The organism is Nonomuraea roseola, from assembly GCF_039535395.1.
In the GTDB taxonomy this organism is placed as follows: domain Bacteria; phylum Actinomycetota; class Actinomycetes; order Streptosporangiales; family Streptosporangiaceae; genus Nonomuraea; species Nonomuraea roseola.
Genome location: NZ_BAAAXC010000012.1, coordinates 23,995 through 41,364, shown reverse-complemented (window position 1 = coordinate 41,364; position 17,370 = coordinate 23,995). Strand labels below are relative to the sequence as shown.

General features: G+C 72.3%; 17 protein-coding genes. 10 read left to right on the top strand and 7 right to left on the bottom strand.

The window, feature by feature from the left end:
• Window positions 1-106 precede the first annotated feature (106 nt).
• The gene (locus ABFX55_RS12255) at window positions 107-1,429 is read right to left on the bottom strand and encodes an NYN domain-containing protein (protein ID WP_346120521.1); all 1,323 of its coding nucleotides are present in this window, start codon (window positions 1,427-1,429) and stop codon (window positions 107-109) included.
• Window positions 1,430-1,564: 135 nt separating this feature from the next.
• Here ABFX55_RS12255 and ABFX55_RS12250 point away from each other — a divergent pair, with 135 nt between their 5' ends.
• Window positions 1,565-2,581: a phosphotransferase family protein gene (locus tag ABFX55_RS12250; protein WP_346120519.1), complete on the top strand. Its 1,017-nt coding sequence runs from the start codon at window positions 1,565-1,567 to the stop codon at window positions 2,579-2,581.
• On the opposite strand, the gene ABFX55_RS12245 is transcribed toward ABFX55_RS12250, so the two are convergent.
• Together ABFX55_RS12245 and ABFX55_RS12240 are read right to left on the bottom strand one after the other, a co-directional pair.
• The gene (locus ABFX55_RS12245) at window positions 2,576-3,244 is read right to left on the bottom strand and encodes a response regulator transcription factor (RefSeq protein WP_379479128.1); all 669 of its coding nucleotides are present in this window, start codon (window positions 3,242-3,244) and stop codon (window positions 2,576-2,578) included. The two genes, ABFX55_RS12250 and ABFX55_RS12245, sit on opposite strands and share 6 nt — an antisense overlap.
• A complete protein-coding gene (locus ABFX55_RS12240) occupies window positions 3,223-4,398 on the bottom strand; it encodes a sensor histidine kinase (RefSeq protein ID WP_346120515.1) in 1,176 nt (391 codons plus the stop codon). The genes ABFX55_RS12245 and ABFX55_RS12240 overlap by 22 nt, the downstream gene beginning before the upstream one ends.
• Window positions 4,399-4,509: 111 nt before the next feature.
• Here ABFX55_RS12240 and ABFX55_RS12235 point away from each other — a divergent pair, with 111 nt between their 5' ends.
• The 4 genes from ABFX55_RS12235 to ABFX55_RS12220 are packed head-to-tail and all read left to right on the top strand — an operon-like array spanning window position 4,510 to window position 6,771.
• Window positions 4,510-4,734 (top strand): hypothetical protein, encoded by a 225-nt coding sequence (locus ABFX55_RS12235; protein WP_183658775.1) that lies wholly within the window; start codon window positions 4,510-4,512, stop codon window positions 4,732-4,734.
• A gap of 3 nt (window positions 4,735-4,737) precedes the next feature.
• Window positions 4,738-5,229 (top strand): PH domain-containing protein, encoded by a 492-nt coding sequence (locus ABFX55_RS12230; RefSeq protein ID WP_346120513.1) that lies wholly within the window; start codon window positions 4,738-4,740, stop codon window positions 5,227-5,229.
• Window positions 5,226-6,185 (top strand): PH domain-containing protein, encoded by a 960-nt coding sequence (locus ABFX55_RS12225; protein ID WP_346120511.1) that lies wholly within the window; start codon window positions 5,226-5,228, stop codon window positions 6,183-6,185. Before ABFX55_RS12230 ends, ABFX55_RS12225 begins: the two co-directional genes overlap by 4 nt.
• Window positions 6,109-6,771: a PH domain-containing protein gene (locus tag ABFX55_RS12220; protein ID WP_346120509.1), complete on the top strand. Its 663-nt coding sequence runs from the start codon at window positions 6,109-6,111 to the stop codon at window positions 6,769-6,771. The genes ABFX55_RS12225 and ABFX55_RS12220 overlap by 77 nt, the downstream gene beginning before the upstream one ends.
• A 28-nt stretch (window positions 6,772-6,799) precedes the next feature.
• On the opposite strand, the gene ABFX55_RS12215 is transcribed toward ABFX55_RS12220, so the two are convergent.
• From ABFX55_RS12215 to ABFX55_RS12205, 3 genes are read right to left on the bottom strand one after another with little or no spacing between them, the layout of a single operon-like run.
• Window positions 6,800-8,344, bottom strand: coding sequence for a hypothetical protein (locus tag ABFX55_RS12215; RefSeq protein ID WP_346120507.1), 1,545 nt, complete (start codon window positions 8,342-8,344; stop codon window positions 6,800-6,802).
• A gap of 45 nt (window positions 8,345-8,389) precedes the next feature.
• A complete protein-coding gene (locus ABFX55_RS12210) occupies window positions 8,390-9,811 on the bottom strand; it encodes a serine/threonine-protein kinase (protein WP_346120505.1) in 1,422 nt (473 codons plus the stop codon).
• Between the two features lie 5 nt (window positions 9,812-9,816).
• A complete protein-coding gene (locus ABFX55_RS12205; protein WP_346120503.1) occupies window positions 9,817-11,328 on the bottom strand; it encodes a serine/threonine-protein kinase in 1,512 nt (503 codons plus the stop codon).
• 185 nt (window positions 11,329-11,513) lie between these two features.
• Here ABFX55_RS12205 and ABFX55_RS12200 point away from each other — a divergent pair, with 185 nt between their 5' ends.
• From ABFX55_RS12200 to ABFX55_RS12190, 3 genes are all read left to right on the top strand, one after another.
• Window positions 11,514-13,238: a DEDD exonuclease domain-containing protein gene (locus ABFX55_RS12200; RefSeq protein WP_346120501.1), complete on the top strand. Its 1,725-nt coding sequence runs from the start codon at window positions 11,514-11,516 to the stop codon at window positions 13,236-13,238.
• 17 nt (window positions 13,239-13,255) lie between these two features.
• Window positions 13,256-13,543: an Lrp/AsnC family transcriptional regulator gene (locus tag ABFX55_RS12195; protein ID WP_183658760.1), complete on the top strand. Its 288-nt coding sequence runs from the start codon at window positions 13,256-13,258 to the stop codon at window positions 13,541-13,543.
• 119 nt (window positions 13,544-13,662) lie between these two features.
• Complete coding sequence (locus tag ABFX55_RS12190; RefSeq protein WP_346120498.1) at window positions 13,663-14,565, top strand: class I SAM-dependent methyltransferase; 903 nt, start codon at window positions 13,663-13,665, stop codon at window positions 14,563-14,565.
• Here the strand turns inward: ABFX55_RS12190 and ABFX55_RS12185 are convergent.
• The gene (locus ABFX55_RS12185) at window positions 14,548-15,534 is read right to left on the bottom strand and encodes an ArsR/SmtB family transcription factor (RefSeq protein WP_346120496.1); all 987 of its coding nucleotides are present in this window, start codon (window positions 15,532-15,534) and stop codon (window positions 14,548-14,550) included. The genes ABFX55_RS12190 and ABFX55_RS12185 overlap by 18 nt on opposite strands.
• Before the next feature lie 67 nt (window positions 15,535-15,601).
• Between ABFX55_RS12185 and ABFX55_RS12180 the strand changes: the two genes are divergently transcribed.
• The gene (locus ABFX55_RS12180) at window positions 15,602-16,816 is read left to right on the top strand and encodes an MFS transporter (RefSeq protein ID WP_346120494.1); all 1,215 of its coding nucleotides are present in this window, start codon (window positions 15,602-15,604) and stop codon (window positions 16,814-16,816) included.
• A gap of 179 nt (window positions 16,817-16,995) precedes the next feature.
• Window positions 16,996-17,196 carry a DUF5708 family protein gene (locus ABFX55_RS12175; RefSeq protein WP_346120493.1) on the top strand — a complete coding sequence of 67 codons (201 nt, stop codon included), beginning with the start codon at window positions 16,996-16,998 and terminating at the stop codon, window positions 17,194-17,196.
• The last annotated feature ends 174 nt before the right edge of the window (window positions 17,197-17,370 follow it).

Here is a 17,370-nt window from a genome sequence, read left to right as displayed (position 1 = left end):
GTACCCGGCCAAACCCCACAGCGACACGCCCTCCCAGTGATCACGCCTGGGGCGAAATAGTACAGAAGGTGCGCCTAGCGTCCGGCCATGTCACCCAAAATGTGACCTATGCCCGCCCGAGCCTGCGCAGCAGCAGCGCGGACGAGACGGGCCTGGCGCCCATCCTGCGCACGGACTCGGCCACCTCGCGGTCGGAGGAGACCACCGCGATCGCCCTGCCCTGCGGCTCGGCGCGCACGAGCTGACGGATCAGGTCGTCGGCGATCTCGCCCGGCGCGCTGAACATCACCCGCACCCCGCGCGGCGCGACCACCTGGACGGGGGCGTTGAGCTCCGCGCCGTCGAAGACGACGGTCACCTCGACCCTGGTCTGCGCGGCCAGGCCGCCCAGCCCGGTCATCAGCCTGTTGCGCTGGTCGGCGAGGGTGAGCGTGCCGTACCCGGTCTTGGTCACGTTGTAGCCGTCGATGATCAGGTGCACCTGTGGCAGCGCCAGCAGCTGGTCGAGCAGCTGCGGGTCGTCGTCGGCCAGCGCTCTGGCAGGCACCCCCCGCACGTTGGGCGCGCCAGGCGTGACGGCGGCGACGGAGTCGGCTGGCCTGCTGATCGTGGTCGGCAGCGCCAGCTCCCTTCGCAGCCCGGCCGAGGCGTCCTGGAGCGCGTCGAGCAGCACTCTGATCCTGGCGTCCTCGATGCTGCGGCCCTCGCGGGCCGCTCTGCGCGAGGCCTCGAGGTGCCTTTCGGCGTCGGCCAGCCGCTCCTTGAGCCGCCTCAGCTCCGACTCGCCCGCGCTGCCGGCCACCGAGGCCGCCATCCTGGCCTCGTCGGCGGCCTGCGCCATCTCGGCGGCCCGCTGGTCGGCGGCCTTGAGCCGCTCGCGGGCGTCATGAAGCTTGCGGCGCAGGTCGGAGTTCTCCGCTCTGGCGACCCTCAGCTGCTCACGCAGCCTCTCGGCCTCGTCCTTCGCGGCGCTCTTCTGCGCGGCCAGCTGCTCGCGCAGCCTGGCGACCGTCTGCTCCTGGGCCGAGCCCTCGGCGGCCACCGCCGACTGCTCGAGGTCGGCCCTGGCGGTTTCCACCATCTCCGCCCACCCGGGCGGCCTGGTCAGATAGGCTGCCGCCGCGACCAGCACGGGGTCGGCTGCCGGCGGCACGTTGCCCTCGGCCAGCGAGGCGGCGAGCTCGGGCCAGCCTTTCGCCACCGACTCGGCGACGGCCTCGCGAAACTCCTTGTCGTTCTCCAGCTGGGCGGCGATCGGGGCGCCGCCGAGTTTGGCGCGTTTGCGAGGGTCGAACTTGGCGATGCCACGCAGCGGGGCGGGCACGGCGACGGCGGGCATGCTGCCGAGCACCTGCGCCGCCAGGTCGACGACGTTGAGCCGCACCTGCTCGGGAAGCGGACGAGACAGGCCTTCGCCGGCTGAGCTCATCCCACTGCCTCTCAACTGACCCTTCGCGATTGTCCTACTCACCAAGGGTACGGCTGTCGCGCACATGACCGTGTCGTGACGTGCTTATGGACAAGCGCTTGGTTGGAGATGTACGACAGTGGCGTAACCGAGCCTATGCGCACCTCCACCAGGGACCTCGACGACCTGCGCGAGAGGCTGAGCGCGTGGCTCGGCCGCCAGGTCTCGCGGGTCACCCGCCCCTCGGCCAACGGGATGTCCAGCGAGACGCTCTTCTTCACCGTGGACGGCACGAGGTGCGTGGCGCGCCTGGCGCCCACCGAGGAGGCCGTGCCGATCTTCCCCAGCTACGACCTGGGCGTCCAGTTCGAGGTGATGCGACTGGCCAGGGAGCGCGCGGGGGTGCTCGCGCCCAAGGCGCTGTGGTTCGAGCCCTCGCCCGAGCCGCTGGGCTCGCCGTTCTTCGTCATGGAGCGGGAGGAGGGCCGGGTCCCTTCCGATGTCCCGCCGTACACCTTCGAGGGCTGGCTGCTGGAGGCCGCGCCCGCGGACAGGCGCCTGCTGCAGGACAGGACGGTCGCGATCGCCGCCGGCCTGCACGGCGCCCCCTACACCGCCGCAGAGCTGGACGGCCTCGGCGCCGCGGGCCTGCGCGCGCACGTGGACGGCCAGCGCGCCTACTACGAGTGGATGCGCGGCGACGTGCGCATCCCGCTGCTGGAGCGAGCCTTCGACTGGCTGGAGGCGCACTGGCCTGACGACCCCGGCCCAAATGTTCTGACCTGGGGCGATGCCAGGATCGGCAACGTGATGTACCGCGACTTCACCCCTGTCGCCGTGCTCGACTGGGAGATGGCCGCGGTGGGGCCCCGCGAGCTTGACCTGGCCTGGATGATCTTCCTGCACCGGTTCTTCCAGGACCTCGCCGAGGTCTTCGAGCTGCCGGGCCTGCCCGGCTTCATGCGCCGCGACGACGTCTGCGCGACCTACCGCGAGCTGTCCGGCCACACACCGCGAGACATGGACTTCCACGAGACGTATGCCGCGCTCAGGCACGGCATCGTCATGGCCAGGGTGTGGCAGCGCCGCATCCACTTCGGCGAGCAGCCGATGCCCGACGACCCCGACGACCTGGTGCTGCACAGGGCGCTGCTGGAGCGGATGCTGTCATGACTCCGAGTCGTGCACCGTCAGCGCGATCTGGACCCTGTTGTTGAGGCCCAGCTTGGTGAGGATGCGCGAGACGTGCGCCTTGACCGTGGCCACGCTCATGTAGAGCTCCGCGCCGATCTCGGCGTTCGACCTGCCCCTGCCGACCGCGACGGCCACCTCCCTCTCGCGCTCGCTCAGCCTGGTCAGCAGGGAGCGGGCGCGCTCCCTGCGGCCGCCCGCGGCGCCGTCCGAGACGTGGGAGATGAGCTGCCTGGTGACGGCGGGCGACAGGATCGGCTCGCCCGCGGCCACCTTCCTGATGGCGGCGACCAGTTCGGCGGGAGGGATGTCCTTCAGCAGGAAGCCCGCCGCGCCCGAGCGCAACGCCCGCAGGACCTGCGCGTCGGCGTGGAAGGTGGTCAGCACCACGACCTCGGGCGGGTTGGCGGTGGAGCGCAGCGCCTCGGTGGCGGCCAGGCCGTCGACCCTCGGCATGCGGATGTCCATGAGCACCACGTCGGGGCGGTGCTCGGCGACCATCTTCGGCACCTGGTCGCCGTCGGCCGCCTCACCCGCCACCTCGATGTCGCCCACACCCCCCAGGATCATCGACAGCCCCGCTCTGACCAGCGCGTCGTCGTCGACGATCAGCACCCGTATCTTCATGTCGGCCACGGCAACCATGCTTTCAGAACGAAGTCCCCCTCGGGGGTGCGCCGGTGCTCGAGCCGTCCCCCTGCCAGCTCCGCCCGCTCGGTCAGCCCGATCAGCCCGCTGCCCGCGCCCGGGATGCTGGACGGCCAGCCGATCTTGTTGCGCGCCTCGATGGTGAGCCCCGCCCCCTGCCCGCCCGTCACGCTCAGCCGCACAGGCGCGCCGGGGGCGTGCTTGCGGGCGTTGGTGAGCGCCTCCTGGACGATCCTGTAGGCGTTGCGGCCGAGGCTCGCGGAGGCCGCCTGCCCCGTCTCCACCGTGAGCGTCACGTCCATGCCCGCCCTGCGCGACTCCTCGGCCAGCTCGTCGAGGTCGGCCAGCGTGGGCTGCGGTCGCTCCGGCACGATCTCGTCCGGGTCGTCGCCCGGCTGGCGCAGCACGCCGATGACCTCACGAAGGTCCTGCAGCGCCTGGTGGGCGCTGTCCCTGATCGCCCCCGCCGCCCGCGCGACCTGCTCGGGCGGCGCGTCGGGCCTGAACTCCAGCGCCCCCGCGTGCAGGCTGAGGATGGAGATGCGGTGGGCCAGCACGTCGTGCATCTCGCGGGCGATGCGCTCGCGCTCCAGCCGCCTGGCCTCCTGCCCGGCCACCTGCGCCTGGGCCCTGAGCGTGTGGACCAGCTGGCGCCTGGACCTGACCACGATGCCCCAGCCGAAGACAGCCAGCGCGAGGACCGTGCCGAACACGGCCATCCACAGGGGGCCGAGCACCTTGTCGGGGCGCCACAGCGCGAGCGGGGCGAGCGTGACCAGATTGGCCGCGAGCACCAGCCCGGAGATCTTGAAGGGGCGGTGCACCGCGACGGTGAACAGCGCCACCACCGCCACGCCGCCCACCATGACGAAGTAGGACGAGAACACCGTCGAGACCAGCGAGAGCGTGACGGGCCAGCGGCGGCGCAGCCACACCGCGGCGCACGACAGCCCGCCGAGCACCTGCTCGGTCACGCGCAGCGCACGCCCCTCGCCCTCCAGGTCAGGCAGGGTCAGCCACACCAGCCCGCAGGTGAGCAGGAAGATCAGAATGTCGACGACCCAGTCGCGGGTCGAGCGGCGCGCGGGCCGCCCCTCGTCAGGGTCGCCGAGCAGGACCGAGGGCAGCAGCCACCGGTACTCCACGTTCATGGTCCCCCACGTTAGGTCCTGCGCCCCTTCCGCCGACACCGACCAAAGTCGATGCCGCTCTCAACCTCTGGCCGACGCCCATGGCAGGCCCGGAACAGCAGCCTGGGACGTATGAAGGGTTTTCTCGACATCGCCGGCACCATCCTGCTCATCCAGGGCGTCGGAGGACTGATCAACACCGTCCTAGGGTGGTGGGGATGGGCGCACGGGCTCCTGCTCGTCAACCGCCTGCCGTTCCTCGAAGGCTACGAGGTCTTCGCCTGCATCGCCCTCGGCGTCCTCGGCTTCGCGTTGCTGGCCGCCGGCGACTCGATGAAGAAGAAGGAGGCGAGCTGAGCCGTGGCCGAACTGACTCTGCGCCCGCCCCGCAACCTGGCCGACCCGCGCGCGATCGCCTGGTGGACCGTCCAGTCCTTCCTCCTGGCGGTGCCTCTGGCGGCGGCCGCAGTGGCGGGCTACTGGTTCTTCGCCCCGCACTCGCCGGCGCTGGGCTTCGCGGTGGCCGCGCTCGCCGCGGCCTGCCTGCTGCTGGCCGCTCTCGCGCCGCGCGCCTACTACAGGGTGCAGCGCTGGGAGATCACCGACGAGGCGGTCTACGTCCGCTCCGGCTGGCTCACCCACACCTGGCGGGTCGCGCCGATGTCACGCATCCAGACCGTCGACACCGCGCGCGGACCCGTGCAGCGCCTGTTCGGCCTGGCCGACGTGACCGTCACCACCGCCTCGTCGGCGGGCGCCATCAAGATCGAGGCGCTCGACCACGAGCTCGCCGCCGAGCTGGCCGCCAGGCTCACCGCCGTCACCCAGGCCACGCCGGGAGACGCCACGTGAGCACACGTCAGGAAGCCGCCGTCGAGGTGGCGTGGAGCGCGCTCCACCGCAGGGTCCCTCTCGCCACGGCCGTGCTGTCGCTGGCCGTCGCCGCGCCCGCGGGGATCGGCGCCACCAGGATCCTGCTCGGCATGGACCTGCCGTACGCGCTGGTGGCCGCCGGAGCGGCGGGCGCGGTGCTCCTCGTGCTGGTGGCCGCCTACGTCCACGGCGTGGCGCGCCTGCGCACCACCCGCTTCAGGCTCACGGCCGAGCGGCTCGAACTGCGCGTCGGGATCCTGACGCGCCAGCGCCGCGCGATCCCCCGTGACCGCGTGCGCAGCGTCGACGTCAAGGCCGACGTCGTACGGCGGGCGTTCGGCCTGGCCGTCGTCAAGGTCGGCACGGGCGAGCACACCTCGGGCGAGAGCGCCGAGCTCACGCTCAACGGGCTGGCCGCCGCCGAGGCCGAGTCGCTGCGCCGTACCCTCCTGTCGGGGGTGGCGGCGAGGGAGAGCGCGCAGGAGGACGGCGGCCAGGTCCTCGCCGGGCTGCGGTGGCAGTGGGTCCGCTACGCCCCGCTGTCGATCTGGGTCTTCGTCGGAGGCGCGGTGGCGATCGGCGCGCTCAAGAAGGTGCTGGACATCTTCGGTCTCGACGTGTTCAGCACCTCGATGGCCAAGGCCGCGTGGGAGTGGCTGATCGCCAACCCGTGGATCTCCGTGCCCGTGGTGGTGGCGGGCAGCCTGCTGGTCGGCCTGGTCGGCGCGGTGGGCCTGTTCGCCGAGACGTGGGGCGGCTACCGCCTGGAGCGGGAGGCGGGCACGCTGCGCGTGCGCAGGGGGATGCTCACCAGGCGCTCGCTCACGCTGGAGACGGGCAGGCTGCGCGGGGGTCGTGGTGGCCGAGCCGCTGCTGCTCAGGCTGGGCGGCGGCGCCAAGGTCAGGGCGGTGGCCGTCGGCCTGCGCAAGGCTGAGGGCGACGAGAGCGAGGAGGTGTCGGCGCTGACCCCGCCGATGCCCCGCGCCGAGGCGGTCCGCGTCGCCTCCAGGGTTCTGCACGCCTCTCCCTCGCCTGTCGCCATGGCCGGCGGCCTCGACGACCTGCGGCCGCACCCGAAGGCCGCCAGGAGCAGGCGGATAAGGCCGGCGCTGGCCACGGTCGGCGCGCTCGCCGCCGCCATGGCCGTCGCCGACCTGCTGACCGGCTGGATCCCCGCCGCCGCGTGGGCGCTGCCGCTGATCGCGCTGCCTGTCGCGCCGGCCCTGGCGTTCGACGCCTACCGGGGGCTCGGACACCGCCTGACCGGCAGCCACCTGCTCACGAGGGCGGGCTCGGCGCTGCGCACGACGGTCGCGCTCGACAGGGGCGGCATCGTGGGCTGGCGCATCAGGCAGTCGTTCTTCCAGCGCCGCCTCGGCCTCATCACGGTCGCCGCGACCACCGCGGCGGGCGACGGCCACTACGACGTGCTCGACGTCGACGCGGGCGAGGGACTCGACCTGGCCGCCCAGGCGGTGCCAGGGCTGCTGGAGCCGTTCCTGCTGCGGAGGGAGAGCTGACGCGCGTGGGCCGTCAGCTCTCCCCTTCTCACTCGTCCTTCTTCAGCCCCGACTGGCCGAGGGAGTCGACGACGGCCCTGGCCACGGTCAGCGCCCCCTCACGGGCCTCCTTCTCCCCCAGCACCTTGACCTTGGGCGAGTTGGTCGCCTCGTCGACCCCGAGCTCGGCCCCGGCGAAGGAGGCGCGGACGAGCGCGGGACCCACGCGCACCAGGACGTCGCCGCTGCCGTTGAAGACGGTGTTCTTCTTGTCCACCCAGTACTGGACGTAGGCCTCGTCGCCGAGGTCGCCCAGTTTCTCGATCTTGCCGAACCGGATGCCGCCCAGGGCGCTGCTCTCCGTGCTCTGTGCGTTGCCGAGCTGGGTCGCGTACTGGCCTTTCGCCGCGCCGGGGTCGGCGGCCCCCGCGCGGTTGGCGAAGAGCTGAATCGTGACCATGGCGCTGAGGATCTTGCGCCGGCCCTCGCCCGCGGGGATTTTCAGGTTGAGCCAGCGGCACTCGGTCTCCTGCGCCCCGCCCGAGGTGCCCGCCTTGGCCCGCTCCGTGGCTCCCGGCACGAGCTTCATCATGGCCGGCGACATCCGCCTGCACGTCACGGGCAGCTGCGCGACGATCGTCGGCGACGCGCTGGGCGAGGGGGTGGGCGTCGGGGTCAGCGAGGGGCTGGGCTCGACCTTGGCCAGCTCGCCGGGGTGCGCGGCCTTCCACGCGGCCGCCCCCTTGGCCAGGTGGGTCAGCAGCACGCCCACCTCGCGCAGCGCGTTCTCCTCGCTGACCGACTGGGTGGTCTTCGACGACAGGAAGTCGGCGTCCTTGCGCTGCTGGCTCGCTTGGTACCTGACCTCGATGATCATGTCGCCCACGCGGGCCCTGCCCTCGCCGAAGGAGTACCACAGCGACTTGTCGCGACTCCAGGTGTACTGGCCGAAGGCGCCGTCGCCCACCCCTGGATAGTGCTTGACAGCGGAGTTGTAGTTCTTCTCCCCCGGGTCCTTCTTCTCGTCGGTCGGCTCGTTCTTGGCCTTGTAGGTGAAGAAACCGAGCTCGGAATCGTACAGGGCCTGCGCCTGCGCCCTGCCGGTCTTCGGCCCCTCGCCCCTGTGCTGGGCGATGCTGGCCTTGATCTCGCGGCTGCGCCAGAACTCACCGTGGGAGATGCGCCGGTTGCTCAGGTCGCAGTAGGAGTAGACGGCGAAGCCCGCCTCGCGCGAGCGCTTGGCGACGGCCGCCTGCGGCACCAGCCTGTCGACCTCGGCCACGGGCAGCATGGCGCAGACGTCGAGGACCGCCGCGGCCGCCGGCTGCGTGGCGGCGGGCCGCGTGGGAGCCTCGGTCCCCGCCGTGGGCTTGGCGGGCGCGTCGGAGGAGGTCGGCCTGCCGTACAGCAGGTAGGCGCCCGCGGCGCCGCCGACCAGGACCACCGCGACACCCGCCGCCACCGTGGGCAGCACCCAGGCGCGCCGCCTGGGCGGCGGCGAGGGCGGCTGCACCGGCACGGTCGGGACCTGCTGGAACTGCCAGTCCGGCGCGCGGTAGGGGTTGGTCGGGGGCTCGTCCTGATTCCAAGACATGGGCATGGATGCTAGTGGTCCTGGTTGCAAAAGGCTTGCACCGGATTATCCGTTCAGCGAGGCCGCGACCTGTTCGGCCGCGGTGACGGCCGTCCGCTGGGCGTCCGTGTCGGCCTTCTTGACCTCCACGACGTGGTAGACGATCTCGCCGGTGAGGTTGCTGCCGCGCAGCGCCACCCTGCACCACGCCCTGCCCGTGCCGTCGTCGGACGTGGCGTAGGTCTCGAAGGTGTCCTGGGCGTAGGCAGCCTCGCCCACGCCGGGAACGTCCCTGACGGTGGAGACGGTCTTCCTGAACGACGTGCCGTTCGCGGCGGAGGCGGCCGCCCTGTCGTTGTCGAACAGCAGCTTGGCGACCTCGGGCCCACCGTGCCTGCCCTGCGGCGCGTGCGTGGCGACCCGCACGGTGATCGAGCGCCCTGGCCTCGAGCCCTTCCACACCTTCCACACGCACTCGCCCTGCCTCGGCGTCTCGCGCCGGGCGTCGCCGCCGAGCATGGCTCTGACCTGGGCCTCGGGCAGCAGCGCGCACGCGTCGGGCGCGGCGGCGAAGCGCCCCTGCTCCACGTGGGGGACGGCGAAGGCGTACACCAGCGCTCCCCCTCCCGCCAGCGCGACGGCCGCCAGGGCGGCGGGCAGCTTCCACTTGCGGCGCGGCCTGTAGGCGGTCGGCGCGGTGTTCTGGGAGCCGCTCAGCCGCTGGCGCACCTCGTGCGGCAGCGGCCGCCTGTTCGGGTCCTTGGCGAGCAGGTCGAGGATCAGCCTGCCCAGCTCGCGCCCCGCCCTGAGCGGCGGCGGCGGGTCGTGCAGCAGGACGGCGGCGGCCACCGCGGCCTGCATCTCGCGGTGGAAGGGCGCCCTGCCCTCGACCGCGGTGTAGAGGCTGGCGCCCAGCGCGAACAGGTCGGAAGCGGGGCCCGCGGGCAGCCCGTTGAGCCGCTCGGGCGGCATGTAGCCGGGCGAGCCGCCGCCGCCCACGCCGCCCATGGGGGCGGCCACGCCGAAGTCGGTGAGCATGGCGGTGCCGTCGGCGTCGAGCAGGATGTTGGCGGGCTTGACGTCCTGGTGCAGGATGCCGTGCGCGTGGGCCACCTCCAGCGCCGACAGCACCTGCAGGCCGATACGGGCCACGATGTGCGGAGGCAGCGGGCCGCTCTCCTTGACGATCTTGTCGAGCGACCGGCCGTTGGCCAGGTCCATGATGATCCAGGGGTGGCCCTGCTCCAGCACCACGTCGTGGACCAGCACGATGGCGGGGTCGCGCAGCCGTCCTGCCGATCTGGCCTCGTGGATGGCCTGGTCGACGAAGGCCTGCCGGCCCGCCGCGTCGAGCTCCTGCGGGATGCGCAGCTGCTTGACCGCCACGTCGCGCCCGAGCCTGTCGTCCCTGGCGCGCCAGACGGTGCCCGCGCCGCCCTCGCCGAGCCGTTCCGCGAGCCGGTAGCGGCCTGCCAGCACGTACTCCATGCCCGTCAGCCCTGACTCCGCAGCGCCTGCTCGGTCTGCCTCGCGGCGGTGAGCGCGGTCTGCCTGACCTGGTCGTCGGTCGGCCTGCTCGCCAGCGTGGTGAACTCCACCTGGATGACGAGGTTGGCCAGGCGGTAGTAGACCACGGCGGTGTGGACCCTGCCCTGGGCGCTCAGCTCGTAGGTGTAGCCCTCCTCGCCCACGCCCTGCAGCGGCTTGGGCTTGCCGATCTGCGCGGTGAACGGCCCCTTGGCGCCGATCTCCTTCCACGACCACTGCAGCTCGGGGAACCTGCCGATGTAGGCGCGCTGGTTCTCGAGCAGCCGGTGCGCGGACTCGGGGGTCATGGACCAGGGGTGAGGTGTGTCGGAGTCGCGCTGGGCGACCACTCCCACGCCCCTGCCCTGGACGGTCCAGTTGCAGGCCACGCCGATCCTGTCGGCGCCCTCCACGGCGCTCTGCACGCCCTTGGGCGGTTGGCCGCTGTCGAGCACCTCGCCGACCTGGGCGGGCGTCAGCAGCCCGCACACGTCCACGGGGAGGGTGAACGCGGTGGGAGGCCCAGGGGACCTCCAGAAGATCACGGCGGCGGCCACCGCCGCCGCCACCGCGACGGCCGTCGCGGGGATCGCCCACACCAGCCAGCCGCGCCTCTTGCCGACCCTGCCGGGCACCGTCAGGTCCTGACCTGCCAGCGCGGGGGCCTCCTGGCCCGCGGCGACCTGGCGAAGGGCGTGGACGGTGCTCCACGGGTCGGGCCTGGCGGCAGGGTGGCGGGCCATCATCGCGGTCAGCACGGGAGCCAGCGGCCCCGACCGGTGCGGAGGCCGAGGCGGCAGGGTCAGCGTCGCCTGGATGCGCTCCATCGCCGAGCCCTCGTAGACCGAGACGCCCTCGGCGGCGGCGTACAGCGTCGCGCCCAGTGACCACAGGTCGCTGGGCGGCCCGCCGGACTCGCCCTCCAGCCGCTCGGGCGCGATGAAGCCCGGCGAGCCGATCATCAGGCCCGCCTGCGTGAGCGTGGCCTGACCCTCCTGCCTGGCGATGCCGAAGTCGGTCAGCACCACGCGCCCGCTGTCGGTGAGGAAGACGTTGCCCGGCTTCACGTCGCGGTGCTGCAGGCCGCGTGAGTGGGCGGCGGTGAGCGCCTCCAGCACGTCGGCGCCGATCCTGGCGACGGTGGAGGGAGGCAGCGGGCCGTCCTGAGCGATGGCCTCGCCCAGGGTGCGGCCGCGCAGGAGCTCCATGATCAGCCAGGGCCTGCCGTACTCGACCAGCACGTCGTGCAGGGCGACCACGCCGGGGTGGCGAAGCTGGGCCGTGGCCTGCGCCTCGCGGGCCGCTCTGGCCACGGCCTCGGCCCTGCCCTGTTCGTCGAGCCCTTCGGGCAGGGTGAGCTCCTTGACCGCGACCTCGCGGTCAAGCATCTCGTCTCTTGCCAGCCAGACCTTCCCCATACCGCCGCTGCCCAGCGGCCTGATCAGGGTGTAGCGGCCGGCGAGTCGTCCCCCGGACATACAGGGGAGAGTAACGAATAATCGACCCCCATGAGGTCACGGCCTGGACCCGTCCTTACCGTCACGGCGGTGGCGGCGGGGCGGGGCGCCGTCCGGAGCCGGCCTGTTCGACGCCGGCCTGGTCATCCCGCTGATCGCCATGCCGTCCCGATAACTGTCGGTCGACCTCTCTATGGTCTTTGAACGTGGACGCGGTTCAAGGCACTCTCGACGAGCTCGGCACTCCGCTGAGCGAGGTCACCTTCGTCGTTTTCGACCTGGAGACCACCGGCGGCTCGGCGCACGAGCACGCGATCACCGAGATCGGCGCGGTGAAGGTGCGCGGCGGCGAGGTGATCGGCGAACTCGCGACCCTGGTCGATCCAGGCGGCCCGATCCCGCCGTTCATCTCGGTGCTGACCGGCATCACCGACGCGATGGTGATGGCCGCGCCGCGCATCGAGTCGGTGCTGCCCAGCTTCCTCGAGTTCATCGCGGGCGCCACGCTGGTGGCCCACAACGCCGCCTTCGACACCGGCTTCATCAAGGCCGCCTGCGCCGCCCAGGGCTACCCGCCGCCCGCCAATCCCGTCGTCGACACCGTCGACCTGGCGCGCAGAGTGCTGACCCGCGACGAGATCCCCAACGCCAAGCTGGGCACGCTGGCCAGGTTCTTCCGCAGCCCCACCGAGCCGTGCCACCGCGCCCTGCAGGACGCCAGGGCCACCGTCGACGTGCTCCACGGCCTCATCGCCAGGGCGGGCTCCTTCCAGGTGCACACCCTCGAGGAGCTCAAGTCCTTCGTCCGCGCCCCCACCCCCGAGCAGCAGCGCAAGCGCCACCTCGCCGAGAGCGTGCCGCACGCCCCCGGCGTCTACCTCTTCGAAGACTCGCGCGGCGAGGTCCTCTACATCGGCAAGTCCACCAACCTGCGCAACCGCGTCCGCTCCTACTTCACCGCCAGCGAGACCAGGCCCCGCATCCGCGAGATGATCGGCATCGCCGAGCAGGTCCGCCACATCGTGTGCGCCACCCCCCTGGAGGCCGAGGTCAGGGAGCTGCGCATGATCGGCGGCACCAAGCCGCGCTACAACCGCAAGTCGCGCTTCCCCGAGAAGGTCGTCTGGCTGAAGCTGACCGACGAGGCCTTCCCCCGGCTGTCCATCGTCCGCGAGCTCAAGGACGACGGCGCCGCCTACCTCGGCCCCTTCACCAGCGCCAAGGCCGCCGACGACGCCCGCACGGCCCTGCACGAGGCCGTCCCCCTGCGCCAGTGCACCGAGCGGCTCACGCTCAAGGCCTCCCGCCCCGCCTGCGTCCTGCACGAGATGGGCCGCTGCGGCGCCCCGTGCGAGGGGCGGGAGAGCCCCGCCGACTACGCCCTCCACGTCGAGAGCGCCCGCCGCGCGATGGCCAGCGACGTCTCCATGGTCTACACCGCCCTCGAGGCCCGCATGGAGCGCCTGTCGGTCGAGCAGCGCTACGAGGAGGCCTCCGTCGACCGCGACAGGCTCGCCTCCTACGTCCGCGCCGCCGCCCGCATGCAGCGCCTCACCGCCCTCACCCGCATCCCGCAGATGGTCGCCGCCAGCCCCGCCTTCGACGGCGGCTGGGAGATCCACGTCATCCGCTACGGCAGGCTCACCGCGGCAGGCCACATGCCGCGGGGCGCGCACCCCACCCCCTTCGTCGAGGCCCTCGTCGCCACCGCCGAGACCGTCATCCCCGGCCCCGGGCCCATCCACGCCGCCAGCGCCGAGGAGACCGAGTGCATCCTGCGCTGGCTCGAGTCGCCCGGGGTGCGGCTGGTCGAGGTCGAGGGCGACTGGGCGCTGCCCGCCCACGGAGCCGCCCGCCACAAGGCCCGCATCGACCTGGCCTACCAGCGCCTCGACCACCGCACCAGGCGCGAGGGACGGCCGCTGCGGTGACCCGATACAGTTGGGGCATGGTCACGGCTATCGTTCACATCAACGCCGAGGTGGACCGGATTCCGGAGATCGCGCAGACGATCGCCGAGATCGACGGGGTCAGCGAGGTCTACTCGATCACCGGCGAATACGACCTGATGGCCATGGTGCGGGTGCCCGCCTACGAGCAGATCGCCGAGGTCATCCCCGGGCGGCTCAACAAGGTGCCGGGCGTGCTGGCCACCTCCACCCACATCGCCTTCCGCACCTACTCCAAGCACGACCTCGACGCCGCCTTCTCCCTCGGCCTCACCGAATCCGACTGACCGCCGGTCCGAGCGTCGGGGTGACCGCCTGAGCGGGGAACGAACGCCCTTCCCCCGCTCCACCGGAGACCGAGTAATTCGATGGCTCTGCCGGGGTGTGTCTCGTTAGCGTGGCGCCGGTGATTTACGAGCACCCGCTGGCGTACCTGCTCGGCATCGAAGGCATCGCGCTGTTGCGCTCCTTCACGGGGGAGGGCGAGTCCGACCACGCGTTCGTCGAGGCGCGCATCGCCGAGATCCGAAGGTTGCTGGACGACGAGTCGCTGGCGAGCGCCGCAGTCGAGGTCGTCCGCGTGGAGACGGTCGAGGGTTATCGGATCTGGTCGGACACCTATGACGCCCCCAACTCGGCGTTCGACTTCGACGAGCCCCTGGTGAAGGCGATCGTCGACACGCTGCCGGTGGGCGTGGCCCTGGACGCCGCGTGCGGCACCGGCCGGGTCGCCGCCTCTCTCGCCGCGCGCGGCCACCACGTCCTCGGCGTGGACAGCTCGCCCGATATGCTCGCGCGGGCGCGCGAGCGGGTGCCGAAGGGCGAGTTCCGCCTCGGCGAGCTGGCCGGCCTGCCGGTCGCCGACGACGCCGTGGACCTGATCGTGTGCTCCCTGGCGCTGACGCATGTCCCCTCGCTCGGGCCGGTGATGTCCGAGTTCTCCAGGGTGCTGCGTCCGGGCGGGCACCTGGTGATCTCGGACATCCACGCCGAAGGGGTGGGGCGGGGCGTGATCCCGCCCGTGCGCCGGCCTGACGGCGCACGGGCACGGGTGGCCAGCTATCGCCACCTGACCGGGGACTACCTGCGCGCCGCGCTGCCGGTGGGCCTGCAGGTACGGCGGTGCGAGGAGCCGCGGATGTCGATGGCGGACCGGCCAGGGGACACCGCGGGCGAGCCCGCGACGCTGGGACCGTGGGACCTGTGGCCGTGGTGCCTGAGTGCTCTGGCGCCCGAGGCGGCGAAGGCAGCCGTGGCCGGCGTGCCCGCGATGGTCATCTGGCACTTCCAGCTAGGTCATCCCCAGTAGGGTCGCACCGAGCGCGGTCGTCATGTACAGCACGTGGCGCCCGGACCGCTCCCTGGCCACGAGCCCGCTCTCCCGCAACACGCCCAGGTGCTGTGACACCGCGCTGGGCGTGACGCCGAGGGCTCGAGCCAGCTCCGTCGTCGTCGTGGGAGAGCGCAGCGCCTCGAGCAGGTCGGCCCGCGCCCGGCCCAGCAGCCGGACCGCGCTCCCCGCGGGCGCCCGCGTCCCCGCCGTCCACAGCGCCCCGACGCCTCGCGCCGGATATCGCACCGTGGTCTGCGTGGACGTGCTCTTCTTGATCAGCACGTACGGCGAGCCGAGTACGACCGGCATGAGGACCAGCCCGCCCGGCCCCCGGTTCACGGCCCGCTCGGCCCGCCAGCGCGCTCCCCCCAGCATCAGCCGGCCGTCGCGCCATCGCAGGTCCGGATGCAGATCGGTGAACAGCCTCTCCACGCCGCCGGCGGCCAGCTGCCTGGCGCGATGGACGACATCCGCATCGAGTACCGCGCGGATCCTGGGCCAGTGCGGCGCGATGAGCCTGTCGTGCGCCGTGCGCAGCTCCGCGGCGATCGCGCGCAGGCCCGCCACCGGTCGCGCGGCGAGCTCCGCGACGGCGGCGGGCGGGTCGTCGCCGAACACCCGCAGGAGGCTGGCCCGCACCTGGGGAGCGGTCGTCCTTCGCAGCGCCGCCAGGTCGTCCTCGATGGACGTCCCCGCGCCGCGCGGGGCAGGGACAAGGAACTCCGGCCAGCCCAGCCGGTCGCTCACGATCAGCGGCCAGGTGCGCGAGAGGTCGAGTGGATGCCTGGCCAGCTCGTCCGCCGCCCATCGCAGCCACGGCAGGTGGATCGCCTGCCGATCGCGATCGCCGAGCTGCTGCAGTGCGGAGACCGTCTCGGACAGCGGCGAGATCGCGAATCGGGTCGCCGCCAGCTCGGCCACACCGAGATCGATCGTCAGGGCCACGGCCTCGAGTATGTAGCACCGGCCTACATGCTGTCGTGATCGCGCCCTGCGCCGCGACGATCCCGGCATGGACCAGGACACGAATCCACGCCTGCCCGCGGCCTACTGGCGGTTGTGGTGGGCGGCGGGGATCAACAACGTCGGCAACGGGGCGTTCGCCGCGGCGGTTCCGCTGCTGGCCGTCACGCTCACGCGCGATCCCAGGCTCGTGTCGGTCGTGTCCGCGGCGACGTATCTCCCCTGGCTGCTGCTCTCCCTGCCCGCCGGCGCGCTCGTCGACCGCTACGACCGCGTCGCCCTCATGTGGCGCGCGCAGGCCGTCCAGGCGGCGATCGCCGGAGCCGTCGCGGTCCTCGCCGCGTCCGGGCACATCGGCATCCCGGTGCTGGCCGTCACCGCCTTCGCCCTGGGGACGTGCGAGATCGTCTTCGCCAACGCGGCCCAGGCGATCTTGCCCGACTTCGTCCCCAGACCCCTGCTGCACCAGGCGAACGGCTACCAGCAGACGATCACGCTGATCGGCCAGCAGTTCGCGGGAGCGCCGATCGGCGGCCTGCTGTTCGCGGTCGCGGTGGCGCTGCCGTTCGGGATGGACGCCGCCACCTTCGCCCTGTCCGCCGTCCTGCTGGCGACCCTGCCCAGGCGCACGCGCAGGCGGATCGAGCACCCGCCGCTGCGCGCGGCGATCGCGGACGGCCTGCGCTGGCTTGCCCGTCACCGGCTGCTGCGCACCCTCGCGCTGCTGCTGGGCGTCAACACCTTCTGCGGCCAGCTCGGCAACGCGACACTCGTCCTGCTGGCGACCCAGACGCTCCGCCTCGACGTGCCCGGATACGGCCTGCTGCTCGCAGCGGCCGCGGTCGGCGGCCTGCTCGGTGGCCTGGTCGGCGCGCGTGCCGTGCAGAGAGTCGGCGCGCTTCCCGCGCTGCTCACGGCGCTGGTCACGAACGTCGTCGTCTTCGTCGGGATCGGGCTGAGTCCGAACGCCGTCGTGCTCGGCGGCCTGCTGGCGGTCAACGGCTTCGTCACCACGCTCTGGAACGTCGTGACCGTCGGCCTCAGGCAGCAGATCGTCCCGTCCGACCTGCTCGGCCGGGTGAACAGCGTCTACAGGATGCTCGGATGGGGGCTCATCCCGCTCGGGGCGCTGGCCGGTGGGCTGGTGGCGTACACGTTCGGGTTGCGCGCGCCTTACCCCGTCGCGGGCGTGTTGCGAGGGGTCGCCCTGGTGGTCGCGATGCCCGTACTGATCGGGGCCATGCGGAAGCACCCATGGCGGTGACGCGCGTTCTCCTGGCCGCTCAGCGACGTCGATCAGATCCAGAGGACGGCGGGCGGCGGTGTCACCCGAAAGATGTAGCGTGATCTCCTCAGCGCGCAGGAAGCCTCCGGACCTTGCCCTTCACTACCGTTACGCGAGCAAGGGACCTCTGTGTCCGCCCGTGATCGAAAGAGGTCTCCATGGCCCCCGCCCACAAGACGCTCCTGACCGGTCTGGCCACCTTCGTCGGCGGAGTGTTGCTGTGGCAGTTCGGACTCGACGTCGAGATCGTCGTGTTCACACCGTCGAAGATCGGCGTGGTCTTGATGATCGTCGGCGGGCTGGAGACCTTGTACGGCGTCTACAAGCTCATGCGCAGCGACAGCGCCGAGCAGCGCTAGACGCCGCGTCCTCCCGGGTCTCGGCTCGCCTCGGGCCCAGGGAACGCCTACCGCGACCGGCCCGGAGGTCGTCGGACCATCGCCTGCGGCGTGGCCGACCTCCCAGGCGCGTCCCACGACCTGCCCCTCCCGCGGCCGCGATGCGACGGCCGGAATCGGGCCGGAAAAACAGCG